The following is a 25,451-nucleotide window of genomic DNA, read 5'->3' on the forward strand; positions in this document are numbered from 1 at the left end:
TAAGGAAGATGATTGAAATGCGCAAGACCATAACCTTTGGGCTTATGATGAGCAAACGGCTCGCTGATGACATCGCCGCTTATGCGCCGCAAGGAGTCTCTGTCCGGTGGATCGGTAGCGAAGCGGAAGCGCGTGCGTGCGACGGCGTGATTGTCGACGCCACAGAATTCGCTGGTATTCTTCCCGGCCAGGTTGTGCTGGTGCTTGGCGACGTCAACGGGGTCGCCGAAGAGCGCCTTCGGAAGTCGGGCTCGGTGGTCATGGATCGTCACCTGCGCACGCATATCGACACCCTGTTAATGGCTTTTGCTGCTTTCGCTGAGCAGCAGGCTCTCGTCTCGGTGACTGCAGGTGACGTGTACTAAATCTGCGGAGACTAATCTGGAGCGTAGCTATCTCTACTACGTACGAAGGGCTAAGCCTCATGTCTCCTCGCAAACTCAGCACCACGCTCATCGCGTTGGTGGTGCTTCTTTCACTCGCCTGTGCCGGCTTAGGGGTGTATGCCGTGCGCCAACCACAAGAGGTGTACACCGCGCCGGTAGAGTCAACCAATTCGCAGGTAATCAACGCAGTCGAGCGCGAGGAGCAAGTCGTCTTGCTTAGCCTCGGTATCCAAGGGCTCACGGAGAAGTCCTCCGCCGGGCAGGTATTTGGCGTGAGGGTTCCGTGGACCGGCCGCACCCAGTTTGTGCAGTATTCCTACAAAGCCAAGCTTGGTATTGAGGGCAAGGACGTGAGCGTCACCGAAACCGGCGAGCATTCCTACACGGTCCACATTCCGGACTTCATCTTCATCGGGCACACCGACGAGGAGTTTAAGACCGCCGTGGAGAACAACGGAGTTCTCAGCTGGACCACGCAGCCACTCGACGCCGCATCCACGGTGTCGGACGTCCTCAGTGCCGATAAGAAGCACAAGGACATCAACGACAACCGCGAGCTTTTAGAAGACCAAGCCCGCAGCTTTTATGAAGGGATCATTCGCGGAGTGGACTCCGAAGCCCAGGTCACCATGGAGTTCCACAAACCTTCGCCCGCCAAGTGACCTTGAAGGCGGAATGAACCTTCTTTTACGTCGAGTGGCCTTGTACGTGGAATGAACCTTTTCTACGTCGAGTGACTTCTGGTCACTCGACCTCCGTGAACTTGCGGTCCCAATAAGCGCGTACCGGGTTGGCGTCCGCGAGGAGGATGTCGAAGCGGTCGTTGGCAATCTCGATGATTTCGCTCAAGACCACGCGCTGTTCCAGCTCATCCGAGTTGGACAAGCGGCGCACGCCCGCATCGATGACGCGGTCGGCCGAGTCGTTAGTGTCTAGGTATGCCACAAAGGGCATGTCGAAGCGCTCGCGGTAGGCTGTTGAAACGTCGATAAGCTGCTGCGTCTGTACATCATCGAGGTCATCCAAGGCCAGGGAACCGCGGTCGGCGGAGATGGTGGCGGCCGAGTCAGCGTCGACAAGCAGCAGCTCATCCATCGCCGGGTAGTCGTGGATCAGTGCGCGGTGCTTCTCACTCGGGGCGGTGAGCACCGCAACCTGGATTGCTTCCCGCAGCTGGCTGACGTCTTGGAAGGGGCGCAGCTCCCAGGCAGCTTCGAGCGGCCAGGTCTCGTTGTTAAAGAGTGGGCGCAGGGCGCTGACGAAGCTGTCGCGCTCCATCTCGTTGAGCTCCTTAAGCGAGACGCCGGCGCCGTCGAGGCGGCTGACATCATCACCCGACTGCGCACCGACGTGGAAGAACAGCAAATTGAGGAGAATCGCCGTAATCGCGCCGATGGACATTCCGGAGGAGACAAAGATCTGCGCCCACTCCGGGAAGGCGGTGGCTACGTCCGGCTTGAAGGTGACGAGCATGGCCAAGCCCAGCGCGGTCGTGACGATGGCGGCGTTGCGGCCGTCGGTGATGTCTTCTTTCGCAATGGTCTGCAGGCCCGCCCACGCAACGTTGGCGAAGAGCGCTAACGAGGCACCGCCGAGTACCGGGGAGGGGATAGCCGCCACCACGGCGGCGGCCTTGGGCAGTAGTCCCAGGATGATCATGAAACCGGCTGCCGATGCTGCCACCCAGCGCGATTTCACACCGGTCAGGCGAACCAAGCCGACGTTTTGCGCGAAGCAGGTATACGGGAAGGAGTTCATCACGCCGCCCAGGGTGGTGGAGAGGCCATCGGCGCGGATGGCGCGCACAACGTCATCGCGCTTGATGCGCTTCTTTACAATCTCACCGGTGGCGAAAACATCGCCGGTGGTCTCCACCATGGTGATGATCATGACGATGATGAGGGAGAGAATCGCCATGATGTCGAAGCGCGGCATGCCGAAATAGAAAGGCGTGGTCATGCCGATGGCGTCGGCCTCACGCACACCGTCGAAGGACGTATCACCCAACACGAGCGCCAAAGCGGTGCCGATGATCAAACCAAGCAGCACCGACAGCGTCCCCAGAAAGCCACGGAAGAAGCGCTGAACCACGATGATGATGGCCAGCGTGCCGAAGCCATACAGTAGATCGCGCGCGGCCGGGACCCCGTCGGCGTAATTGACAAAGTCATTTGCAGATACCGCCAGCAGCGATGTGCCCATGACCAGAAGCACGGTGCCGGTGACAATCGGCGGGAAGTATTTGAGCACGCGTCCAAAGACCGGCGCGGCGAAAAACGTAAAAATACCGGCGGCAATAATTGCGCCATAAATCGTAGGAAGCGGCTGGTCACCCGCGCTGAGCCCGATGGCAATGATGGGGCTGACCGCCGTGGTGGTCACACCTTGGATGATGGGCAGGCGAACGCCGATGTGCTTGCCGACGCCCACCGCTTGGATCAACGTCGCCAGACCACAGGTCAACAGGTCGGCGTTGATGAGGTGGATCGTTGTGGCCTCATCCAACCCCAGCGAGCCCGCGATAAGCAGCGGTACGATGACCGCGCCAGCATAAAATGCGAGGACGTGCTGGAGTCCGAGCGCTGCCAACTTCGGGGCGGGTGGGATGGCGTCGACCGGGTGTGTGGGCTGAGGGGCGGTTGCGATGTCGGACACGCGGGGAGGCTCCTTGCTAAAAAGCGAGACGAGGATACTGCGCATAACAATAGAGCGCGGCAAGGACACGCACCAAGAGCTCGCCCCAAAAAGTGTGGGAAAGGCCACGTCAGGGGGTGCTTTACCCCCACATCCAACCGTACGGCCGTTACCTATGACGGAGCTGACCTGTGCAGTGCTCACACTGGCACCTTTGGTGGCGCGCGGCCCGCATTTGCCGATATGAGCTTGTGCGTCTTTACCCCTACTATGGGCTACAGAGAGGGGTTCGGTGACGGACGGGTTGACCGAATTGCCCGTGAATTGAAGTCACCTAAAGCCCTTCTGCGACTAAGCATTACGCGTCGTGTGAACTACGAAGGGAGTCAATATAGTGACCACCGCAACTGAACAGTCCGTGCAGTTCGAGGCATGGAAGGGCTTCGAGCCCGGCCCGTGGACTGAGAACATTGACGTTCGTGATTTTATCCAGCGCAACTACACCCCTTATGACGGGGACTCCTCCTTCCTTGCTGGACCCACCGAGAAGACCAAGAATGTGTGGAATCACCTGGAGGAGAACTACCTGTCCATCGAGCGCCAGAAGCGCATCTTCGACGTGGACACCCACACCCCGAGCGATATCGATGCTTTCCCGGCCGGCTACATCTGTGAGGACGACAACGTCATCGTGGGCCTGCAGACGGATTCTCCGCTGAAGCGCGCCATGATGCCCAACGGCGGCTGGCGCATGGTCAAGCAGGCTATCTTTGAGGCCGGCAAGGAAGTTGACCCAGACGTAGAGAAGATCTTCACCCGCTACCGCAAGACCCACAATGACGCGGTCTTCGATATCTACACCCCGCGCATCCGCGCAGCGCGTTCCTCTCACATCATCACCGGCCTGCCGGATGCCTATGGCCGCGGCCGCATCATTGGTGACTACCGCCGCGTGGCCCTCTACGGCGTGGATTACCTCATCGCTGAGAAGGAGGCATCCAAGCACGCAGTCGGTGATATCGGATTCTCCGAGCACTGGGCACGCTACCGCGAGGAGCACGCCGAGCAGATCAAGGCTCTGAAGAAGCTCAAGGTCATGGCTGAGTCCTATGGCTTCGATATCTCGAAGCCCGCGAAGACCGCCCACGAGGCAGTCCAGTGGACCTACTTTGGCTACCTGGCCTCCATCAAGTCCCAGGACGGCGCCGCCATGTCCATCGGCCGCCTCTCCGCATTCTTCGACTGCTACTTCGAGCGCGACCTTGCCGCTGGCATCATCACCGAGGAAGACGCCCAAGAAATCATCGACCAGCTGGTGCTCAAGCTGCGCATCGTGCGCTTCCTGCGCACCGAGGACTATGACCAGATCTTCTCCGGTGACCCGTACTGGGCAACCTGGTCCGATGCCGGCTTTGGCGACGATGGCCGCCACATGGTGACCAAGACTTCCTTCCGTCTGCTGCAGACACTGATCAACCTGGGCCCGTCCCCGGAACCGAACATCACCATCTTCTGGGATCCGCAGCTGCCGGCGGGCTACAAGGAATTCTGCGCCCACATCTCGATTGAGACCTCCTCGATCCAGTACGAGTCCGATAAGCAGATTCGTGAGCAGTGGGGCGACGACGCCGCAATTGCGTGCTGCGTGTCCCCGATGGCCGTCGGCAAGCAAATGCAGTTCTTCGGCGCCCGCGTCAACGCTGCGAAGGCCCTGCTCTACGCCATCAACGGCGGCCGCGACGAGGTCAGTGGCAAGCAGGTCGTCGACGGTTACGAGCCCATCAAGGGCGATGGACCGCTCGACTTCGACGAGGTCTGGCAGAAGTACGAGGAGATGCTGGACTGGGTTGTGGGCACCTACGTTGAGGCCCTCAACATCATCCACTATTGCCACGACAAGTACGCCTACGAGGCCATCGAGATGGCGCTGCATGATTCCGATATCGTGCGCTCCATGGGCTGCGGTATCGCCGGCCTGTCCATCGTGGCTGACTCGCTGTCCGCCATCAAGTACGCCAAGGTCTACCCGGTGCGCGATGATTCCGGTCTGATCGTGGACTACAAGACGGAAGGTGACTTCCCCTTCTATGGAAACGATGACGACCGCGCCGATGACATCGCCGCCACCATCGTTCACACCGTGATGGAGAAGATTAAGGCCATCCCGATGTACCGCAACGCCATCCCCACCCAGTCGGTGCTGACCATTACCTCCAACGTTGTCTACGGCAAGGCCACCGGTGCCTTCCCGTCCGGCCACGAGGCGGGCACCCCGTTCGCGCCGGGTGCCAACCCGGAGAACGGCGCGGATAGCCACGGCATGGTTGCCTCCATGCTGTCGGTAGGCAAGCTGGACTACAAGGATGCACTCGACGGCATCTCGCTGACCAACACCATCACCCCGTCCGGATTGGGCCGCACCCCGGAGGAGCGCATCACCAACCTGGTGGGCGTCCTCGACGCCGGCTTCATCATGGATTCCGAATAGACCACATCCACACCACTTCCTAAGGAGAACACAACATGGCAACCAAAACTTTCGACGAGCGCCTCGCTTCCATGAAGGCCAGCCGCACCGCCAACAACATGAACTCGGGCCTCTACCACGCCAACATCAACGTCCTGGACAAGTCCACCCTGGAGGACGCCGTTGAGCACCCGGAGAAGTACCCGAACCTCACGGTCCGTGTTTCCGGCTACGCGGTGAACTTCGTGAAGCTCACCCGCGAGCAGCAGCTCGACGTCATCTCCCGTACCTTCCACCAGGGCTCCTAAATGGCAGATGGCATTACCGGCGTCGTGCACCTCAACCCTGAAGAAGGGGAGAAGGTGCGCGGCGCCGCCGCCGGTTTAGGAACGGACAATGACCTCGAGGGCTACACCCGCCCGGAGTTGATGCAGGCCCGCCGCTCTGGCGATGTCGCGCTCGTGCACTCCTGGGAGCTGGTGACGGCCGTGGATGGGCCTGGAACCCGCATGACCATGTTCATGTCGGGTTGCCCGTTGCGCTGCCAGTATTGCCACAACCCCGACACCATGGAGATGAAGGTCGGAACGTTGGAGCGCATCGAGGATGTGGTCAAGCGCATTAAACGCTATAAGCCCATCTTCAACGCCTCCGGGGGCGGCCTGACCATCTCGGGCGGTGAGCCGCTCTTCCAGATCGCCTTCGCGCGGCGTGTGCTCAAGGAAGTCCACGATGCAGGCATCCACACCACGATCGACACCTCGGGTTACCTCGGCGCGCGTCTGCGCGATGAGGACCTGGACAATATCGACCTGGTGCTCTTGGACGTCAAGTCCGGTGACGAGGAGACCTATAAGAAGGTCACCCGCCGCGAGCTCCAGCCGACGATCGATTTTGGGGATCGCCTCAACGCCATAGGCAAGCCGGTCTGGATCCGCTTCGTGGTGGTGCCGGGGCTTACCGACGGCCCCGAGAATGTCGCCAACGTAGCCAAAATTGTCTCCCGCTGGAAGAGCAACGTCGAGCGCGTCGAGGTGCTGCCCTTTCACAACATGGGCGCGGACAAGTGGCACGAGCTGGGCTACCCGTACACCCTGGAGGATACAAAGCCGCCGAAGCCGGAAGACGTGGAGGAGATCCGCGAGGTGTTCCGCAAGGAAGGTTTCGTGGTCTACTAGAAGCATGAAACGCTTCGGCCACACCATCAAGGAACACACCATCACCGTCCCCTGGGATTATGACAATCCAGCCGCGGGGGAGTTCGAGCTCTACGCTCGGGAAATCATCCCGTCGGGCGGTGAGAATTACCCGGTGCTGCTCTATAACCAGGGCGGGCCGGGTTTCCCGGCGCCGCGGCCGACGGGTGCCACTGGGCTCATCGGCAAGGGCCTGGAGCGCTACCGCTGGATCCTCATGGACCAGCGCGGCACTGGGCGCAGCCACCGCATCGACGAGCTCAGCCCGGCTGAGGATCGCACGGCGCAGCGCTTGGCGCAGTTGCGGCAGGAGAATATCGTGCGCGATGCCGAGCGCCTGCGCGAGCACCTCGGCGAGGATTCCTGGGATCTCTACGGCCAATCCTTTGGCGGCTTCATCAGTACTGCCTATATTTCGATGTTCCCCGATTCCATCGGCCGTGCCTTTCTCACCGGCGGCCTGCCCACCCTGACTAAGGGTGCGGATGATCTCTACCGCACGACTTTTGCCAAGCTCAAGGTGCGTCACGAACGTTTCTATGCCCAGTTCCCGTGGGCTCAAGCGCGCATTGAGGAGCTCATCCACCACCTGGACAACTCGGAAGAGCTGCTGCCGACAGGGGAGCGCCTGTCCTCCCGCCGCTTCCGCACTATCGGCATCGAACTGGGCCGCGGTACCGGATTCGATTCTCTGGGTTACCTGCTGGAGGAGCCTTTCCGCACCGTGAACGGCGAGAAGCGCTTGCGTTCGGACTTCCTCAACAACGTCGGTAGCCGCGTGAGCTTCCAGGCTGGGCCTCTCTACGCGGCCATCCATGAGTCCATTTACGGTGGCGTGGGCGGCCAGGCTGTGACCGGCTGGGCGGCGCACCGCGTGCGCGAGGAATTCCCCGAGTTCGCCGAGGAAGGCACCTATCTGACCGGCGAGCACATTTTCCCTTGGCAGTTCGACGAGGACCCGGCGCTGCGCCTCTTCAAGCAGGCCGCCGAGGAGCTCGCCGCCCACGAGTGGGCAAGCTCGCCGTACGATGCCGCCAAGCTTGCCGACGCCCCCGTGACCGCCTCCGCCGCCATCTACCTTGACGATATCTTCGTGCCCTTCGAAGATTCCCTTGCCACGGGGGAGACTTATCGTGACTTGCGCCCGGTGGTGACCAACCGCTTCCAGCACAACGGTATTAGCGAAGACGGCGCGGGGATTTTGGGCGAGCTCTTCCGGGCGGCTGACGAGCGTTAACGGGCGTCGAGTGCGTTCGGGGAGCAATCTCCCCCAAGATGTGGTGGTGGTCACCGTGTGGCAAACTGGTTAGGAAAATCCAACCGAAGCAGAAAGGATAAGCCTATGGGCGGACTCATCGTCATCGGCGTGATTCTTCTAATTATTATTGCCACCGCCTTCGACGGTTTCTACATCGTCCGGACGAAGGAGGCCGCCATCATTGAGCGGATGGGTAAGTTCGTGAACGTTGCTCACGCGGGCTTGCACTTCAAGGTGCCTTATGTCGACCGCGTGCGCGCCAAGATCAGCCTGCAGATCCGTCAGCTCGACGTCATGGTGGAAACCAAGACCAAGGACAACGTCTTCGTCCAGATCCCCGTTGCTGTGCAGTACGAGGTAGTTCAGGGCAGCGAGCGTCAGGCCTTCTACACTCTGTCTAACCACGAGCAGCAGATCGTGGCTTATGTTCAGGACAATGTCCGTTCTTCGGTTGCCAACATGGACTTGGATGATTCCTTCTCCTCCAAGGACACCATCGCCCGCAACGTGGCGATGTCCCTGCGCGATAACATGGCCGCCTACGGCTGGAACTTTGTCAATACCCTGGTCACCGATATCCGCCCGGATGCCCGCGTGCGCGAGTCCATGAACTCCATTAACGCCGCACAGCGTGAGCGCGAGGCAGCCGTTGCCCAGGCAGAGGCCGAGAAGATCCGCGTGGTCAAGGAGGCCGAAGGTGCGGCCGAGGCCAAGAAGCTGCAGGGCCGCGGTGTGGCTGACCAGCGTAAGGAGATCGTCGAAGGTATTGCTCAGCAGTATGAGCTGCTGCGTGCTGCCGGCGTGCAAGAGAACCCCGAGACCCTCATGCTGGTCTCCCAGTACCTCGACGCCATGGTAGACGTGGCCGACCGCGCCCACACCAATGTGCTCTACATGCCGTCTAATCCGGGCGGCATGCAGGATCTCTTCGGCGGTATGCGCGACGCACTGCTGTCCACCAACGCTATTAATGAAGCGCCGAAGCCGTCGGTTTCCCTGTCCGACAACAAGCACAGCCGTGAGGATTCCGGTGCTGCACGTCGCCGCCGCGAGGAGCAGGAGCGCCATGAGCGCGACGAGCGCGCCCGCCGCGATGCTGAGATGATGGAGCAGGCGCAGCGCGCGCAGCAACAAGCACAGCAGCAGGTGCAGAACGCGCCGCAGCAGGGCCAGGGCTTTAGCCAGATTCCGAGCTTCCCTTCCCCGCCGCAGGGCAATAACCAGCCGCAGAGCGCGCGCGACTATTTTGACCAGCTGCGCAACCAGCTCAACAAGGGCAATAACTAAGCACAGCGCTTAAGACTAAGCTCAGCACATAAAAAGAGGGCCTTCCCGCTTGGGGAAGGCCCTCTTTCGCTGCCTTGGGTGGTGCTAGGCGGCCGTTACTTACTTGGTGTAGCCGATGTTCTCCACCTCGATGACGGCGAAGGAGTTGGCGCCGAAGTTTGCGATATCGGGGTGGGTCGCAACCATGGTCGGGCCGTTGAAGATAGGAATGATGCCGTACTGGGCAAGGGCCTCTTTCTCCAGCTCATTGGATTTTTTGATCTGCTCGTCTGGGTCAGCGATCTGGGATAGCTCGTCGATCTTCTTGTCCAGTTCTGGTGTGCCCGTGCCGGAGCGGTTGAGCTGGGAGCCGGTGCGATAGGTCTGGCCGAAGTAAGCGACACCGAAGGGATCGCCGGAGGAGAAACCCATAGGCAGAATATCGAAGTCGTACTTGGAGGTGATCTCGGAGAAGTCAGAGACTGGGCGTTCCTCCACCTTCAGGTCCACGCCGATATCCTTCATCATCTTTTGGGTGGCGGTGGCCATGGCCTTGCTGATGGAAGAATCTCCCAGCAGCGTGTAGCGCATGGACAGCTTCTTGCCGTCCTTCTCGCGGATGCCGTCGCCGCCTTCCTTCCAGCCGGCCTCATTGAGGAGCGACTTGGCCTTCTCTGGAGCGAAAGAAATGACTGCGCCGACGTTGTCCTCGTAGCCCTTCTGGGTTTGGTAGAGGTTGAAGGAACCTGGCAGGTCCTCGGTGTAGCCGTTGAGTCCGTTGAAGCGGATGCCGGAGAGCGTGGCGCGGTCGATGCCAGTCATGATGGCTTCGCGCACCTTGATATCAGAGAGAATCTCGTTCTTGGAGTTGAGCGTGTACAGGTTCTTGCCTGGGGTCATGGCGGTGCGAATTTCAACGTCTGGCATGTCCTTTACGGCCGCCAGGCGTTCCTTGTTGGCCACGCCGGTGGCGTCAATTTCGCCGGCCTTGAACGCGTTGATTGAGGCCTGGTCCTCCATCTGGCGGTAGGTCACCTTGTCTAGGAATGGCTTATCACCCCACCACTTCTCGTTCGGAACGAAGGTAGCGCTGCCGTTCTTGAAGTCGACGCTTTCGACCTTGTACGGGCCCGCACCCCACTCCGGGTGGACCTTGCCCAGGTAGGCCTCGTTGAACTTCTCCGCGGAGTCAACCTGTGGCGGGAGCAGGACGTTGAACAGACCCTGCCACCACGGATAGGCCTGTTTAAAGGTGATGACGGCCTGCTTGTCGTTCTCACCCGGCTTGACGGACTCGATGAGCTCGTAGCCGTCGGTGGCGCTAACGTTGACGTCCTTGTTCTCACCGTTGTTGAACTTCCACGTGTTCTCAAAGGATTTCCAGTCAATCGGGGTGCCGTCGTTGTACTGCGCCTTCTCGTGGATGGTGAAGGTGACGACAGTCTTTCCGTCCTTTTCTTCGTCTTTGACGTCGGTGATGTAGTCATTGTTGACGTGGAACTCCCCCGCGCCATCGAAGAGGCCAATTTGCGGGTTGTAGTACTTCCACAGGCTCAGGGTGTATGAGGTGGCGTCGGCCTGGAAGGTGTTCTGCTGCTGGGAGATCTCGTCGATAGCCAAGCGCAGCTCGCCACCCTCCTTGAGCTCGGAGCGGTCCTTAGGGTTATAGGAGCCGTCCAGCTTGACGTCGAGCTTTTCGCCGGAGGCGGAATTCCCTGATCCATCGGAACCGGAGGCGCCATCGGAGGCGCAGCCGGTGAGAATGAGGGCAGAGGCGGTGACCACTGCGAGGGCGGTCCTGCGGAGCTTCATATTCATATGTGTGTCCTTTCGAGAGGAAACATGGAGACAAAGGTGAGTATTTAGTTATAAGTCTTGCTAAGCCGGGGTTTCGGCGGGCTGGTAAATCTCGCGCACCCGGTCACGTTCCACGGCTGGATCCGGCACCGGGATGGCGGAGAGCAGCGCGCGGGTATAGGCGTGTTGCGGGTTGTCGAAGACCTCGTCCGTGGGGCCGTATTCCACGAAGTCGCCCTTGTACATCACGGCGACCTTGTCGGAGAGGTGGCGCACCACGGAGAGGTCGTGGGCCACGAAGACCAGGGAGATGCCCAGGCGGTTCTTCAGGTCGTGCAGCAGGTTGATGATGCCGGCCTGGATGGACACATCGAGTGCGGAGACAGGCTCGTCGAGGACCACGATGGAGGGGTTGGTGGCCAGAGCACGGGCCAGGCCGATGCGCTGGCGCTGTCCGCCGGAGAAGTGTCCGGGGAAGCGATCCACCTGGTGGGATTCGAGGCCGACGAGCTGCATCAGCTCAGCCACGCGCTGGCCGACGTCCCCCTCGTACCCCAGCGACTCCAGCGGCTCAGCGATGATCTCACGAATGGTCATGCGCGGGTTGAGCGAGCTCATCGGGTCCTGGAAGACGATTTGGATATCCTTGCGCAGCTTCCGGCGCGCGGACGCGCTCAAACCGGAGGTGTTGGTGCCGTTGACCACGATGGTGGAGCCCTCCGGCGGGTTAAGGTCCATGATTTCCAGCAGGGTGGTGGTCTTGCCGGAGCCGGACTCGCCCACGATGGCGAAGCACTCGCCCTGGTGGACATCGAAGCTGACGTTCTTGACCGCGTGTACTGTGCCGACGCGGCGCTTGAGAATCGCTCCCTTGATAAGAGGGAAGTCCTTGACCAGGTTCTTGACCTCCAAGGTAACCGGCCGCTGCTCGTAGGGAGTATCGCCCAAGGTATCGGCGGAAATCTTCGGCAACGGGTACATGCGCTCGCCGCCGATGGTGCCGTCCTTGATCTCATCGGAGCGCAGGCAGGAGGCGAAGTGCCCGGGGACGTCGTCAAGCGCGCGCAGCTCCGGTTCCAGGGTTCGGCACTCATCCTTCACCACTGGGCAGCGGTCCGCGAAGGGGCATTCGGCAGCGACGTCGATAAGCTGCGGCGGGGTACCCACGATGGGGGTCAGTGGTTCGTCGGTGGCCTTGTCCACGCGCGGCGTCGACCCGAGAAGGCCCACGGTATAGGGCATCTTGGGGTTGTTGAAGATGGTGTCGACATCACCCAGCTCCACCGGTCGGCCGGCGTACATGACCAGGACGTCGTCGGCCGTGCCGGCGACCACACCCATGTCGTGGGTAATCATGATGACTGCGGCACCCGTTTCGCGCTGGGCTACCTTGAGGACCTCCAGGATCTGGGCCTGGATGGTGACGTCGAGGGCCGTGGTGGGCTCGTCGGCGATGATGACGCGCGGGTTGTTGGCCATGGCAATAGCGATGACCACGCGCTGGCGCATGCCGCCGGAGAATTCGTGCGGGAATGACTTCACGCGCTTCTCCGCCTCTGGGATGCCGACGAGTTCGAGCAGGCGAATGGCCTCTTTCTCCGCTTCCTTTTTAGAGACATCGCGGTGGGTTTGGATAGCCTCGATGAGCTGGTCACCGATGGAGAACACCGGGGTCAGGGAGGAGAGAGGATCCTGGAAGATCATGGCGATATCCTTGCCGCGGATCTTCGACATTTCCTTGTCGGACTTGCCAATGAGCTCGGTGCCGGCATAGACCACGGAGCCTTCCACCTTGGCGTAGTCGGGCAGCAGGCCCATGACGGCCAAAGAGGTCACGGACTTACCGGAGCCGGACTCGCCCACAATCGCCAGGGTGCGCCCCGGCATGAGGTCGAAGTCGACGCCGCGCACTGCGTGGACGGAGCCGGCCTCCGAGGGGAAGGTGACGGTGAGGTTGCGCACGGACAGCACCGGCTCGGTGGATGAAGTGGGGTCGGTGGCGCGGCTGGCCGGGTCGGCGTTGGCCGTGTGTGCAGTATTCTGCGGGGTCATGCTCGGCCTCCGGAGTTCGAGTTGGGGTCAATGGCATCGCGCAGGCCGTCGGCGATGAACGCCATGGAGACGGTCAGCAGCGTGAGGATGCCTGCGGGGAAGTAGAAGAGCCAGGGCGAGGCCTCAACGGCGTTGGCGCCGCCGGCCAGGAGGGTGCCCAGGGAGACGTCGGGAAGCTTCACGCCCAAGCCCAGGAAGGACAGCGCGGTCTCCGACATGATGGTGGACACCACGCCCAGGGCCGCCTGGATGATGAGCAGCGAGCCGATATTGGGAACCACGTGGCGGAAGATGGTGCGCAGACGCGAGACTCCCATGTAGTCGGCGGCGCGGACATAGTCGTTCTCGCGCACGCTGAGCGCCATGGCCCAGATGACGCGCGCCGGGTACATCCAGCCGAAGGCGATGAGCACCACGATGAGCAGCTTCCAGTCACCGCCGGAATCAGAAACCACCAGGGCGATGAGCAGGAAGGTCGGGATGGCCAGCAAGAAGTGAATGACTGCCAGGATGACCTTTTCCACCGCGCCGCCGTACATGGCCGCGGCCGCGCCGATGAAGGCGGACAGCAGGGTAGAGGCCAACGAGACGATGAGTGCGATGATCAGCGAGCGGCCCAAGCCGTGGACGGTCTGCGCAAAGAGATCGTTTCCAGAGTCCGTGGTTCCGAACCAGTGCTCCGGGGAAGGCCCGGTGGAGAGGTTGAAGAAGTCCGGCTCGTCGAAGGACCACGGGGTGAGGTAGCTGCCGAAAATGGAGAGCAAGGTAAGCAGTAGGAAGATAACGAGGCCGACGGCAGCCGCCTTGTTGCGGAAGAAGCGGCGAACGTACAGCTTGAGTTTGGAGGTGCCGCGGAAATCACTGCTGGAGAATTGCTTGCGCTGCGCGTCATCGACGTCGACGCCGGAGCCGAGCGCGGATTGTGCGTTGGGTTCGGTCTGCGGTGAAAAGTCCGCAGTGGCGGCATGCGGGCGCACGCCGAGGTTATCAGCTGCCGTATCGATAGCGAGGTCGTTGCGGCGGTGGCGCTCGGTGTGGCGCGCTTCGGAGCGTGGCGACGTAGATTTCTTTTCTGGAGACATTTAGCTCACCCTTACTCGCGGATCGAGGGCGACGACGACGAGGTCAGCCAGGATTGCAGAGAAAGCAATCATGACGGCACCGAAGGCGGCGACGGCGGTGGTGCCGTTGACGTCGTTGCGGCTGATGGTTTCGATGAAGTACTGGCCCATGCCCTTCCACGCGAAGATGGTTTCCGTCATGATGGCGCCGGTAAAGATTCCGGGAACGGAGAAGGCTACGGAGGTTGCGACCGGAATGATGGAGGTGCGCAGGGCGTGCTTGCGGATGGCCTGGGAGCGCGTCAGGCCCTTGGCTCGGGCGGTGCGCACGTAGTCGGCGTTCAAGTTATCCAGCAGCAAGGTGCGCTGCATCATGTGGTAGCCGGCGTAGCTGATGATGATGAGCGAGATGGACGGCAAGATGAGGTGTTGCGCCATATCCAGCAGCTTGGGGAAGAAGCCTTCGACGCCGAGGCTGGAGGCACCCGTTACGTAGACCACGCGGTGTCCGGTGACGCGGTTGATCCACAGACCACCGGCGACGACCAAGATGGAGGCCACGACGACGTGCGTGTTCATCGTGATGATGGAGACGCCCTGCCAAAAGCGGTCGGCCGCCTTGTACTGGCGGGAGGCGGTGTAGACGCCGAGGGCGACGCCGATGACGACGGAGAGAATCGTGGCCACGAGCAGCAGCTGTGCCGAGACGAGCGCGCGGTGCCCGATTTGTGCGCTGACCGGGTCACCGAGAGGGGAGGTACCCCAGTCCCAGTGGAAGATGATGTTGGACAGCCATCCCCACCAACGCTCAAGGAGCGGGGTCTCCGGGTTGAGGCCGAGTGGCGTGAGAATTCGGCCGATTTCTTCCGGCCCGAGCGGTGGGTTGCGGCCGACATAATTTGATCGGGGATCAAGGAAGGTTGCGGCCAGGAGGTACGCGATATTAGTCGCGAGGAAGATGACTACCAGCCAGCTGGCGGTCTTCTTGATGATGTACTTGAACATCACTATTCCTTCGCAGGGTGTGGTCTCAACGGGTTTGGGAAGTATGGCGGCCGTGAAACCTCACGGCATCCATGTGACCTAGACCTCAGGCTAGGTTCTGTGTCACATATTAAAAGAAATGTGAGACAGGAGGGAAAGATTTATTGTTTTTGTTTCATGAGGGGTATCACCTGCACGTCCGTAGGTTGCATTTATTACATATTAATAGGTCTATAGAAATTATCGGGCGTGAGGAATGTAGGTGCAGTGCGCACCAAGGTTCCCGCCGCCGAAAACCCTGCATAACCGTTTAGGGGTGAGTGAATATTATGCGCATAATTTCGGGGGTAGCGGGAGGGGTATCAGGGCATCTAAAGGGGGTAAGAATACTCAGCAAGCATTCAGTAGCTGACGAAGTGCATCCTTCTCCGCTGCCGTGACCCAGATTTCATAGGCCGCCTTCACCTCTACGATGCGGCGTGCATACTCACAGCGAAATCCTTTGTTGGGCGGCAACCACGTGGCGGCATCGCCAGCGCCTTTTTGCTGGTTGAGGGGACCATCGACGGCGAGGAGGTTGCGGGGATCATTAGCAAAGTCGCGGCGCTTTTCTGGTGACCATTGCTGGGCGCCTTTCTGCCAGGCGTCGGCAAGCGGCACAACGTGATCGATCTGTACCGCACGTGATGTCTGCGCCCCGCGCTGGAACTCAATGTCCTGGCCCGAATAGGGATCGTGCAAGGTGCCGGAAAGTGCCACGCAGTCGTGGGTGCCTTCCTTGAGAACGAGGCTCTCCGGATCCAAGTCCCTGCGAAGGATGTCATTGCGGGTATCGCAGCCATTGTGGCCGAACTCCACGGTGACGTCATCGGACCACGCCTGGCCAAACTCTTCGCGCTCATAGCCGGTCCTGGGCGCGCGGCCTTTGACCTCCAAGGAATCTAAAGCGGCGAGCGCTTCGGCGATGTCCGGCGCAATGCTTGGCGCGGGTGTGGCCTCTTCGGCTTGTTCTTCTGCTGGGCCTTCCTGCGTGGGTGCCGCTGTCTCAGTGGCCTTGGGCCGCTCGGGCGTAGGTTCGGTTGGGGCGGGGAGGATAAGGCCGATGGCCACTAGTACTGCTACCGCGGCGTTGAGCAGCGCGGCGATGAAGAACGGGGTACGAGAGGCCATGACGCATTGATCCTAGTGGGTAGAATCGGCACACGGTATGAGTATCGATATGTTCTTTGACGAGTACCTCGCTGAACGCGGTCTGACGCGCTCGGCCGAGGTTGTCCCGGACCACGCCTGCCAGGTCTTTTGTGATGCGCCTGAGCCGAAGACCCAGTCTTCCCTCGAAGAGGCGGTTCAACTCGTCGCCCACACCTTGGGGGAGTAGTGCGGGTGTCTGATTTTCACGTCTCTGCGCCTTTGTCGCCTTTGTCCGCGCGCTTGGGCTCCGAGCCCTTTGCGCTGTCTTTCTCCGGTCAGGGCTATGCCTGGCTGCCGACGTTGCGCGATGCCCTCGCCACCGGCGTCCGACCCAAGATAGCGGCGTTCCTCTCCGCGGCCGAGGAACTCCTTGCCCCGCTGGAGGAGGAACTTCTGCCTTCCACACCGCACGGGTTTGCGCCTCTGGCCTGGGCAGACGAGGAACCGGCGTGGGCGCACGCGCTTGCCGACGCCTCGCTTTCCACCCCCGGCATCCTCACCGCGCAGTTGGCTGTCCTCGAATCGCTGCGTGCACACGGAATTGAACTCGAGGATGCCGTCACCAACATTGGCCACTCCCAGGGCGTGCTTGCTGCGGCGGTCGTTGAGGGACGCATGAGCCCAGCCGAGGCTCTGGCGCTGGCACGCCTCATCGGCGCGGCTCTGGAGACAACCGCACGCAGTGCTGGGCTGGTCCGCACCCCGCAGGGCGCGCCCATGGCGGCGGTGACCGGCGCGACGAAGCAGCAACTACTCGACGCCGGCGCCCACATCGGACTCGATAACGGGCGGGGGCGCTTCGTCATCGTCGGAACACCGGCTGAGCTTTCCCGGGTGAAGACCGCGCTCCAGGAGAGCTCGGCCCTTAAAGAAGGGCGGGAAGGGAAGTCCGCCGCAGTTACCGTTTCCGACCTTGACGTGTCAGCTGCTTTCCATCATCCCACCATGCAGTGTGCGGTGGACCAGGTGGAAAGCTGGGCAGCTCGGATCGGACTGGAACCCGAATCCGCCGCGCAGCTCGCGCGGGCAGTATTGACCGATTACGTGGATTGGCCCGAGCGCGTTGACATAGCGCTTCAGGCCGGGGCGCGTTGGATTCTGGAAATCGGGCCCGCCCGCGGGGTGGAGCTGCTGACTCGGGAAATCGTCGCCGGGCGCGGTGTAGGCACGCTGGCCGTCGCTGCATCGGAAGGGTTGGCCCAGCTCGTGGAGCCGGGCCGCGCACCCATTTTGCCTCGCGCGTGGTCCGAGTGGGCACCGCGCGTGGCGGACGGGCGTCTGGTGACTGCCTTTACGCAGACCACCGGATACTCACCGGTCATGCTCCCCGGGATGACCCCCACCACGGTGGACCCGGGCATTGTTGCCGCAGCGGCCAACGCCGGGCACTGGGCGGAGCTGGCCGGCGGGGGTCAGCACACCGATGACATCCTGCAGGAGAACCTGCATACCCTGCGCCGGCTGCTAAAGCCAGGGGTGAACGCCCAGTTCAATGCGCTGTACCTTGCGGCTTCCCAGTGGCGCCGCCAGATTGAGGGGCCAAACTCGATTCTGCGAGCGCGTGCCGCAGGAATGCCCATCAATGGCGTGGTGATTTCCGCCGGCATTCCTCCTGTGGAGGAGGCCGTGGAGCTGGTGGAGAAGCTCCACGGGGCAAACATCCCTTGGGTCGCCTTCAAGCCGGGAACTTCGGCGCAGGTGGAGGAGGTGCTCCGTATCGCCGATGCTCTCCCCGAGACCACCGTCATCATGCAGCTGGAAGGTAGCGCGGCCGGCGGCCACCATTCTCTCGAGGACCTCGATGATGTTCTGGCCGCCTCCTACCCGCGGATCCGTGAGCGCGACAATGTCCTCCTCGCCGTTGGCGGGGGAATCGGCACCCCGGCGCGTGGCGCGGAGTACCTCCTGGGCACGTGGGCGCAACGCTTCGGCCTGCCCGCAGCGCCAGTCGACGCCATCATGGTGGGCACCGCTGTCATAGCAGCGAAGGAATCCACCGCATCCGAGGCGGTGAAGCAGGCTCTTGTCGCCGCGCGCAGCAGTGACGTTGTGTCGGGCCGCTCGGACCTGGGCGCGGACATCCATGAGCTGGATAACTCTTTCGCTCGCGCCGGGCGCCTTCTGGATGAGGTGGCCGGTGATGTTGCGGCCGTGGAGACCCGCCACGCGGAAATCATTGAGGCCATCGGGCGCACGTGCAAGCCCTACTTCGGGGACCTCGATGAGATGACCTATGCCGAGTGGCTCCAGCGCTACCTTGAGCTGTCCTACCTGGACGGCTGGGTTGATGAATCCTGGTTGAGGCGATTTACGAGCATGGTGGCTCGCGCCGAAGCCCGCCTTCACCCGACCGATCACGGCGAGATCGAGCTGCGCGTTGAGGTTGATCGCGAGAACCCTGCCGAGGCAGTTGCTCAGCTAAGCGAACTCTACGGTGACGCGGCGCTGCACCCGACCGACGCCGCGTGGTTCATTCAGCTCGTGGATGGTCCGGGCAAACCCGCAAACTTTGTGCCGGTCATCGATGCTGACGTACGCCGCCGCTGGCGCCGCGATACCTTGTGGCAGGCGCACGATGAGCATTACGAGGCCGACGAGGTTTGCATCATCCCCGGCACGTCAGCCGTTGAGGGAATCACGCAGGCCAACGAGCCGGTGGCACAGATACTCGACCGCTTCGAGCAGGCGGCGCTTGCGCTTCTCGACGCCTCCGACGAAGAGCTCGACGAGGGGCTTGCGAACGAGCTCAACATGAGCGACGAAGAGCTCATCCGCCGCGCCCCGAGCCTGAATTGGGCCGGGCGCGAGCAGCCCAACCCGCTGGGCCTTGGGATTGATGGCGCCGAGCTGGAAGCTGCGGGCGAGGAGGCCATGTGGTTGACCGTTCCGTTCCATTCCGGAGCTGATCTGCGCGTTCGCATTACTCCGCCGAGCATTCCGGGTGCCTCACCACTCGTTAGGGTCGAGGATGCCGAGACCGCCATGCGGGAGCTGCTGCGCCAGGCTGTCGGCGGTGACCTACCAAACGCAGGCTCTGGGACTGCGGCGACGGTCAGCGCTCACCTCAGCACCACCAACATCGCCCACTACAGCGCGGTGACCAGCGGGGAGACGAGCGCTACTGTCTCGCCCGATGTCCTCGTCGGCCCCGCCTGGCCGGCCACCTTCGCCGTGCTGGCCGGTGCCCATGCGGCGTCCGGGGAGCCGGTGGTGGAGGGCTTTCTCGACCTGGTCCACCTCGAGCACACGCTGAGCCTCAAACCAGATACCTGGGAGCTGTTTCTCACTAGCGCAGCCCCAGGCGCTGAGCCCTTGGCACTGAGCTACACCGCAGAACTGAAACACGTTCGCGATACACCGTCGGGGCGCGTAGTCGACGTTTCTGTCGGCGTGACTGCAGCCGTGCGCGGAGAAGAACATGAATTCGCGCAGATGCACGAGCGCTTCCTTATCACCGGGCGCCGCGGTGACGCCGCGCTCGAGACCGTGGGCGCCGCAACTTATGGTGCACAAGAAAGCGGGGCAGAGACAGCAGAGACATCGGTCCGTGAGACTCCGCGCTCGTTCCGCCACCGCATCAGCGTGGTGGCACCGGAGTCCTTGCTGCCTTTCGCCGTGGTCACGGGGGATAGGAACCCCATCCACCTGTCATCGAACGCGGCGGCATTGGCGGGGCATCGGGAAGGCCCCATCGTCCACGGCATGTGGACCTCAGCACTCGCACAGGCGGCCGCGGCTTTTGACGGCGCCCGCGTCCTCGAGTGGTCCGCTACCTGGTTTGCACCCGTGCTGCCGGGCAGTGAGGTGGAGTTCGAGGTGGAACGGGTGGGCGTCGACAAGCGGTGCGGCTACGGTGAGGTCCGCAGCGTGACCGCCACCAGCCAGGGCGTGCCGGTGCTGCAGGCGCGAGCGACGATGAACAGCCCGATTACCTTCTATGCCTTCCCCGGCCAGGGCATCCAGTCCCCGGGGATGGGGATGAAGGACTATGCGGAATCCGCAGCAGCGCGCGCGGTGTGGGAGTGCGCGGACAAGCACACGCGGCAGAGCTTGAGCTTCTCCATCCTGGAGATTGTCCGCCACAACCCCGACACCGTGGTGGTGGGTGGTGAGACCTTCACGCACCCGGACGGGGTGCTCTACCTGACGCAGTTCACGCAGGTGGCCATGGCGACGCTGGGCTGCGCACAGATCGCAGCACTCAAGGAAGCTGGGGTCCTCGAAGACAGTGCCTTCTTCGCTGGCCACTCGGTGGGCGAGTACAACGCTTTGGCTGCCTATGCCGAGGTCCTGTCGCTGGAGGCGGTCCTGGACATCGTTTATGTCCGCGGGCTGACCATGCACCGACTGGTCGAGCGCGATTCCGCTGGCCAGTCCCTCTATGGTTTGGCGGCGCTGCGCCCGCACAAGATGAAGATGAGCGCGAGCGAGGCCTTCGCCCATGTCGCCCGCATGGCCGCGGAGACGGGTGAGTTCCTCGAAGTGGTCAACCACAATATTGCCGGGCGTCAATACGCGGTCGCCGGGACGAAGGCGGGCCTGGATGCGCTGGCGAGCGACGCCGAGCACCGCGCCCCCGGGCAACGCGCCGTCATCCCCATCCCGGGGATTGACGTGCCCTTCCACTCCTCCCGCTTAGAGGGCGGCGTGGCGGATTTCCGCGCCCACCTCAATGCACTCATCCCTGAAGAAATCAACCTCGACGTGCTGGTGGGGCGCTATATTCCTAACCTCGTGGCGCGGCCCTTCGCGCTGAGCCGCGAGTTCGTGGAGTCCATCGCAGAAGTGGTGGACTCGGAGCCTATCGAGGAGATCCTGGCGGATTTCGATGGCGCCATGGCATGCCCGGCGCGTCTTGGCCGAACCCTGCTCATCGAGCTTTTGGCCTGGCAGTTTGCCTCCCCAGTGCGCTGGATAGAGACCCAGGACCTGCTCCTTGGTGGGCTCGGCGTGGAGCGTTTCATCGAGGTTGGCGTTGGCACCGCGCCCACGCTGACCAACATGCTGGGCCAAACCCTGCGGCTTCCCCAGTATGCGGGCAGCACAGGCATTGAGGTACTCAACTACGAGCGCGACCGTGGGCGGGTCTTTGCCGAAGACGCCGAGACGGCACCCGAGTCAGCAGCGCAGGATTCTGCGGACGCCGTCGAAGCACAGGCAGATGAGCCTGAGTCGAGGCAGCCATCCGAGAGCGCACACCGGGAAGACTCCGTGCACGCCCCGCGCGAGGAGGCCCCAGCCGCCGTCGAGGATCTTCCGCTCAGCGTGCACCAGGCCCTCGAGATGCTCATCGCGCTGTGGACGAAGGTCCGGCCTGATCAGATGGCGGCGACCGATTCCATCGAAACCCTCGTGGAAGGCGTGTCCTCCCGCCGCAACCAGTTGCTCGTTGACCTCGGCGTGGAGTTCGGTATCAGCGCCATCGAGAATGCCGCGGACGCACCCATCTCGCAGCTGGCGGAGAGCGTGGCGCAGCGCGCACCGGGCTACGCAACGTTTGGGGAGGTCCTCGCGGAGCACGTCGCGCAGGCGCTTACCCGGCTGACCGGGCCTGCGGGCAAGAAGCCGAGCTACGTGGCGGAGCGCGTGAGCAATACCTGGGGATTGGGCTCGGGCTGGGCCGATCGCGCTATTGCACAGCTGGTCTTGGGCACGCGCGAGGGTTCGTCGCTGCGCGGCGGGGAGCTGGCCAGCTTGCCCATGACCGGTGTGGCGTCGGTTGCTGAGCTCGATGCGCTCATCGACGCCTCCGTGAACGCCGCCGGCGAGCGCGAAGGAGTCTCGTTGCAGAAGGCCGTTGCTCTAACGCCACACGAGACCGTGGACCCGGAGGCGGTGCGCACTTATACCGAGCGCCTTGAAGCGGCGCTGGAGGACTCCGCCCGCGCCGCACTCGCCGCCTTGGGGCGCGAGGAGACCGCGACTGAGCAGGGGGACAGCGCTTCGCACACGGAGCTGGAGCAGCTCGTTGCAGCGGAGCTCGGCCCGGACTGGCAGCGCCAGGTCGCCCCCGCTTTCGATGCGCGCAAGGCAGTGCTTCTCGACGACCTCTGGGCCACCGCCCGCGAGGACATCGCCCGCGCGGCCGCCGCCGGGGAAGCAGAGCCCGAGCTGGACGTGCTGGGCGCCGGCGAGGAGGTGGCGCTCCTGGCTGAGCACTTCGGCTATGAGGACCTAGCCCGCGATGCCCGCACCCCGGCGAATGGATTGCTCTTCGCCGGGCAGGTGGCCGTGGTGACGGGTGGCTCGCCGGGTTCGATTGCCGCAGAGCTCATCGGTGAGCTGCTCGCGGAAGGCGCGACCGTGATTGCGACGACTTCCCAACTAAGCCACGAGCGCCTCGAGTTCTATAAGGAGCTCTATCGCAGCCGTGCCGTCGGCGCGGCAGCACTATGGGTTGTTCCGGCGAACCTTAATTCCTTCGCGGACGTGGACGCGCTTGCGGAATGGATTGCGGCGGAGCGCACCGCCACCGTCGGTGGAAAGTCTGTGCAGCTCAAGCCTGCTTACGTGCCGGATCTGCTCTTCCCCTTCGCCGCGCCGCGTGTCGCCGGCACTCTTGCGGATGCCGGGGCAGGGGCGGAGTCCCAGATGCGTCTGCTGCTGTGGTCGGTGGAGAAGCTCATCGCGTCGCTGTCCGGCGTAGGCGCGGATACACATGTTGGCCACCGGCTGCACGTGGTGCTTCCGGGCTCGCCCAACCGCGGGCGCTTCGGCGGCGATGGCGCTTATGGCGAGGCCAAGGCGGCCCTCGATGCATTGGTTAACCGCTGGTCTTCCGAGCAATCCAGTTGGGGCGCGCGCACCTCGCTGGTGCATGCCCAGATCGGGTGGGTGCGCGGCACCGGGCTGATGGGCGGCAACGACCCATTGGTTGAGCAGGTGGAGGCCCGCGGCGTGCGGACCTTCTCGGCGAAGGAAATGGCGGTGCAGCTTATCGACGCCACCGCCTCCCCTCGCATCCGCGCCGAAGCAGCACAGGCGCCGCTGAGCGTGGACCTCACTGGCGGGCTGGCCGAGGCTGAGCTGGACTTGGCGGAGCTGGCCCGCGCGGCGCAACCCGAGAACAGCGACGCATCGCGCGTAGCCGGTAGTTTGTGCGAAGGGAAGGCGCCGCGAACGGCGAAGGCCCTGCCGAACGTACTGAGGTCTATGGAGTGGACCAGCCCAGACTTCAGCGGCGTGACGCAGTCCCTCGAGGACATGGTGGTCATCGTCGGGGCCGGCGAGCTCGGCCCGCTGGGTTCATCGCGTACTCGCTTTGAGGCGGAGGTCGGCGGGGACCTGTCTGCTGCTGGAGTGCTGGAGCTGGCGTGGAGCCGCGGGCTCATCAGCTGGGATGAGCGCACAGCCGGGTGGCTGACGTCCGAAGGAGAAGAGTTAGCTGAGGAAGACGTCTACGCGCGCTTCCACGACGAGGTCCTCGCCGGGATTGGTGTGCGTCGCTTCCACGATGACTTCGGCCCGCACCTGCCCATGGTGGATAACCTCGCGCCCGAGCTGACCACCATCTACTTGGAGAAGCCACTGAGCTTCACTGTGCAGGACGAAGAGACGGCGCGCAGCTTCGTCGACAGCTGCGAGGGCACTACGCTGCGCCGCGTCACTGATGCGACCGGTGAGGATGAATGGCAGGTCACCCGGGCCGCGGGCTCGTCGGTGCGCGTACCGCGCCGCGTGGCCATGACCCGCTTTGTGGGCGGCCAGATTCCGGAGGGCTTCGACCCACAGGTCTACGGCATCCCCGCGGACATGGTGGATAACCTCGACCGCCTCGCCCTGTGGAACCTCGTGTGCGCTGTGGAGGCCTTCCTGTCAGCGGGCTTTAGCCCCGCCGAGCTCTTAGCCCACATCCACCCGGCGCGCGTGAGCTCCACCCAGGGAACCGGCATGGCAGGCCAGGAGGCGCTGCGCTCGCTGTACGTCGATAAGCTCTTGGCCCAGCCGCGGCCCAATGACATCCTCCAGGAAGCACTGCCCAACGTCATTGCCGCGCACGTGATGCAGTCCTATGTCGGCGGCTATGGCCAGATGGTGCACCCCGTGGCCGCCTGTGCCACGGCGGCAGTGTCGGTGGAGGAGGGCGTCGACAAGCTGCGCCTGCGCAAAGCGGACTTCGTCGTGGCCGGCGGCATCGACGCCCTGTCGATTGAGGGAATCACCGGGTTCGGGGACATGGCGGCCACGGCCGATAGCGCGGAGATGGCGGCGAAGGGGATTGAGCATCGGTTCTTCTCCCGCGCTAACGACCGCCGCCGCGGCGGCTTCGTGGAATCCGAAGGCGGCGGAACCATCCTGCTTGCGCGGGGAACCTTTGCGGCCGAGATGGGGTTGCCGGTGCTTGGCGTGGTGGGCTTTGCCGAGTCCTTCGCCGACGGCGCGCACACCTCCATCCCCGCGCCGGGCCTGGGCGCGCTCTCGGCGGCGCGGGGTGGGCAGGACTCCCGCCTGGCCCGCTCGCTGAAGGCCCTCGGCGTGGGCGCGGACGATATTGCGGTGGTGTCGAAGCACGATACGTCCACCAACGCCAACGACCCCAACGAATCGGATCTGCACGAGCGCATCGCCGCCGCACTCGGCCGCAGCCCCGGCAACCCGCTGTATGTGGTTTCGCAGAAGAGCCTGACCGGGCACGCCAAGGGCGGTGCCGCCGCCTTCCAGCTCATCGGTCTGACTCAGGTGTTGCGTAGTGGAGTCCTTCCGCCGAACCGTTCGCTTGATTGCGTTGACCCCGTGCTGCGCCGCCACCCGCACCTGGTGTGGCTGCGCCAACCGTTGGACCTGCGCTGCACCCCGCCGAAAGCCGGCTTGGTGACCTCCCTGGGATTCGGGCATGTCTCCGCCCTCATCGCGCTCGTGCACCCGGGTGCGTTTTATGCCGCGCTGGTTCGTGAGCGGGGTGAGGCCGAGGCCGAAGCATGGCGCTCAGCCGCCGCCGAGCGGGAGCGGTGTGGCTTGCGGCGCCTGGAAAAAGCCATGCGCGGCGGGCCCGCCCTGTACGAGCGGCCGGTGAGCCGCAACCTGGGGGCGGGCACAGCCGCCGAGGTAGCTGAACGCGAGGCCGCAGTGCTGCTAAGCGAGTCCGCGCGCTTGCGCGGAGGCACCCTGGATCCGGAGGGAGGAAGCACGGCTCAACGGGGGTAGCAAACCGTGGAGTAT

The 25,451-nt window shown here is 63.1% G+C and carries 15 protein-coding genes; 9 read left to right on the top strand and 6 right to left on the bottom strand.

Annotated elements, in window-relative coordinates:
* Positions 1 to 17: 17 nt before the first annotated feature.
* Both M5J06_RS05925 and M5J06_RS05930 read left to right on the top strand, forming a co-directional pair.
* Positions 18 to 365, top strand: coding sequence for a hypothetical protein (locus M5J06_RS05925; RefSeq protein WP_232755607.1), 348 nt, complete (start codon positions 18 to 20; stop codon positions 363 to 365).
* Positions 366 to 424: 59 nt separating this feature from the next.
* Positions 425 to 1,048, top strand: coding sequence for a hypothetical protein (locus M5J06_RS05930; RefSeq protein ID WP_250224194.1), 624 nt, complete (start codon positions 425 to 427; stop codon positions 1,046 to 1,048).
* An 82-nt stretch (positions 1,049 to 1,130) separates the two neighbouring features.
* Here M5J06_RS05930 and M5J06_RS05935 read toward each other — a convergent pair whose 3' ends face one another.
* The gene (locus M5J06_RS05935; protein ID WP_250224195.1) at positions 1,131 to 3,041 is read right to left on the bottom strand and encodes a solute carrier family 23 protein; all 1,911 of its coding nucleotides are present in this window, start codon (positions 3,039 to 3,041) and stop codon (positions 1,131 to 1,133) included.
* Between the two features lie 373 nt (positions 3,042 to 3,414).
* Here M5J06_RS05935 and pflB point away from each other — a divergent pair, with 373 nt between their 5' ends.
* The 5 genes from pflB (at position 3,415) to M5J06_RS05955 (ending at position 9,228) form a co-directional block, all read left to right on the top strand.
* Positions 3,415 to 5,508, top strand: a complete 2,094-nt coding sequence (pflB, locus tag M5J06_RS05940; RefSeq protein ID WP_070530034.1) for a formate C-acetyltransferase — start codon at positions 3,415 to 3,417, stop codon at positions 5,506 to 5,508.
* A 35-nt stretch (positions 5,509 to 5,543) separates the two neighbouring features.
* Complete coding sequence (gene grcA2 / locus M5J06_RS12360; protein WP_070525314.1) at positions 5,544 to 5,795, top strand: autonomous glycyl radical cofactor GrcA2; 252 nt, start codon at positions 5,544 to 5,546, stop codon at positions 5,793 to 5,795.
* Positions 5,796 to 6,665 (top strand): pyruvate formate-lyase-activating protein, encoded by an 870-nt coding sequence (pflA, locus tag M5J06_RS05945; protein WP_193629695.1) that lies wholly within the window; start codon positions 5,796 to 5,798, stop codon positions 6,663 to 6,665. It begins immediately after the preceding gene.
* Positions 6,666 to 6,669: 4 nt separating this feature from the next.
* Positions 6,670 to 7,920 carry an alpha/beta fold hydrolase gene (locus M5J06_RS05950; RefSeq protein WP_250224196.1) on the top strand — a complete coding sequence of 417 codons (1,251 nt, stop codon included), beginning with the start codon at positions 6,670 to 6,672 and terminating at the stop codon, positions 7,918 to 7,920.
* Positions 7,921 to 8,025: 105 nt separating this feature from the next.
* Complete coding sequence (locus M5J06_RS05955) at positions 8,026 to 9,228, top strand: SPFH domain-containing protein (RefSeq protein ID WP_144014894.1); 1,203 nt, start codon at positions 8,026 to 8,028, stop codon at positions 9,226 to 9,228.
* A 99-nt stretch (positions 9,229 to 9,327) separates the two neighbouring features.
* Here M5J06_RS05955 and M5J06_RS05960 read toward each other — a convergent pair whose 3' ends face one another.
* From M5J06_RS05960 to M5J06_RS05980, 5 genes are all read right to left on the bottom strand, one after another.
* Positions 9,328 to 11,025: an ABC transporter family substrate-binding protein gene (locus M5J06_RS05960; RefSeq protein WP_250224197.1), complete on the bottom strand. Its 1,698-nt coding sequence runs from the start codon at positions 11,023 to 11,025 to the stop codon at positions 9,328 to 9,330.
* A gap of 60 nt (positions 11,026 to 11,085) precedes the next feature.
* Positions 11,086 to 13,056, bottom strand: coding sequence for an ABC transporter ATP-binding protein (locus M5J06_RS05965; RefSeq protein ID WP_250224198.1), 1,971 nt, complete (start codon positions 13,054 to 13,056; stop codon positions 11,086 to 11,088).
* Positions 13,053 to 14,138 carry an ABC transporter permease gene (locus M5J06_RS05970; RefSeq protein WP_250224199.1) on the bottom strand — a complete coding sequence of 362 codons (1,086 nt, stop codon included), beginning with the start codon at positions 14,136 to 14,138 and terminating at the stop codon, positions 13,053 to 13,055. The genes M5J06_RS05965 and M5J06_RS05970 overlap by 4 nt, the downstream gene beginning before the upstream one ends.
* Positions 14,139 to 15,122, bottom strand: coding sequence for an ABC transporter permease (locus tag M5J06_RS05975; RefSeq protein WP_070522351.1), 984 nt, complete (start codon positions 15,120 to 15,122; stop codon positions 14,139 to 14,141). It abuts the gene before it with no gap.
* A 369-nt stretch (positions 15,123 to 15,491) separates the two neighbouring features.
* On the bottom strand, positions 15,492 to 16,271 hold the full coding sequence (locus tag M5J06_RS05980; protein ID WP_250224200.1) for an HNH endonuclease family protein: 780 nt from the start codon (positions 16,269 to 16,271) through the stop codon (positions 15,492 to 15,494).
* Positions 16,272 to 16,308: 37 nt separating this feature from the next.
* Here M5J06_RS05980 and M5J06_RS05985 point away from each other — a divergent pair, with 37 nt between their 5' ends.
* Positions 16,309 to 16,479 carry a hypothetical protein gene (locus M5J06_RS05985; RefSeq protein WP_154762460.1) on the top strand — a complete coding sequence of 57 codons (171 nt, stop codon included), beginning with the start codon at positions 16,309 to 16,311 and terminating at the stop codon, positions 16,477 to 16,479.
* A gap of 5 nt (positions 16,480 to 16,484) precedes the next feature.
* Positions 16,485 to 25,436 (top strand): type I polyketide synthase, encoded by an 8,952-nt coding sequence (locus M5J06_RS05990; RefSeq protein ID WP_250224201.1) that lies wholly within the window; start codon positions 16,485 to 16,487, stop codon positions 25,434 to 25,436.
* Positions 25,437 to 25,451 lie beyond the last annotated feature (15 nt).

It is taken from the genome of Corynebacterium intestinale (assembly GCF_023574125.1).
Classification (GTDB): domain Bacteria; phylum Actinomycetota; class Actinomycetes; order Mycobacteriales; family Mycobacteriaceae; genus Corynebacterium; species Corynebacterium hesseae.

Excerpts from the sequence above, each read along its gene's own strand:
- M5J06_RS05925 (WP_232755607.1), top strand. The coding sequence starts at position 18 with ATGCGCAAGACCATAACCTTTGGGCTTATGATGAGCAAACGGCTCGCT.
- M5J06_RS05930 (WP_250224194.1), top strand. The coding sequence starts at position 425 with ATGTCTCCTCGCAAACTCAGCACCACGCTCATCGCGTTGGTGGTGCTT.
- grcA2 (WP_070525314.1), top strand. The coding sequence starts at position 5,544 with ATGGCAACCAAAACTTTCGACGAGCGCCTCGCTTCCATGAAGGCCAGC.
- pflA (WP_193629695.1), top strand. The coding sequence starts at position 5,796 with ATGGCAGATGGCATTACCGGCGTCGTGCACCTCAACCCTGAAGAAGGG.
- M5J06_RS05950 (WP_250224196.1), top strand. The coding sequence starts at position 6,670 with ATGAAACGCTTCGGCCACACCATCAAGGAACACACCATCACCGTCCCC.
- M5J06_RS05955 (WP_144014894.1), top strand. The coding sequence starts at position 8,026 with ATGGGCGGACTCATCGTCATCGGCGTGATTCTTCTAATTATTATTGCC.
- M5J06_RS05960 (WP_250224197.1), bottom strand. The coding sequence starts at position 11,025 with ATGAATATGAAGCTCCGCAGGACCGCCCTCGCAGTGGTCACCGCCTCT.
- M5J06_RS05965 (WP_250224198.1), bottom strand. The coding sequence starts at position 13,056 with ATGACCCCGCAGAATACTGCACACACGGCCAACGCCGACCCGGCCAGC.
- M5J06_RS05970 (WP_250224199.1), bottom strand. The coding sequence starts at position 14,138 with ATGTCTCCAGAAAAGAAATCTACGTCGCCACGCTCCGAAGCGCGCCAC.
- M5J06_RS05975 (WP_070522351.1), bottom strand. The coding sequence starts at position 15,122 with ATGTTCAAGTACATCATCAAGAAGACCGCCAGCTGGCTGGTAGTCATC.
- M5J06_RS05980 (WP_250224200.1), bottom strand. The coding sequence starts at position 16,271 with ATGGCCTCTCGTACCCCGTTCTTCATCGCCGCGCTGCTCAACGCCGCG.
- M5J06_RS05985 (WP_154762460.1), top strand. The coding sequence starts at position 16,309 with ATGAGTATCGATATGTTCTTTGACGAGTACCTCGCTGAACGCGGTCTG.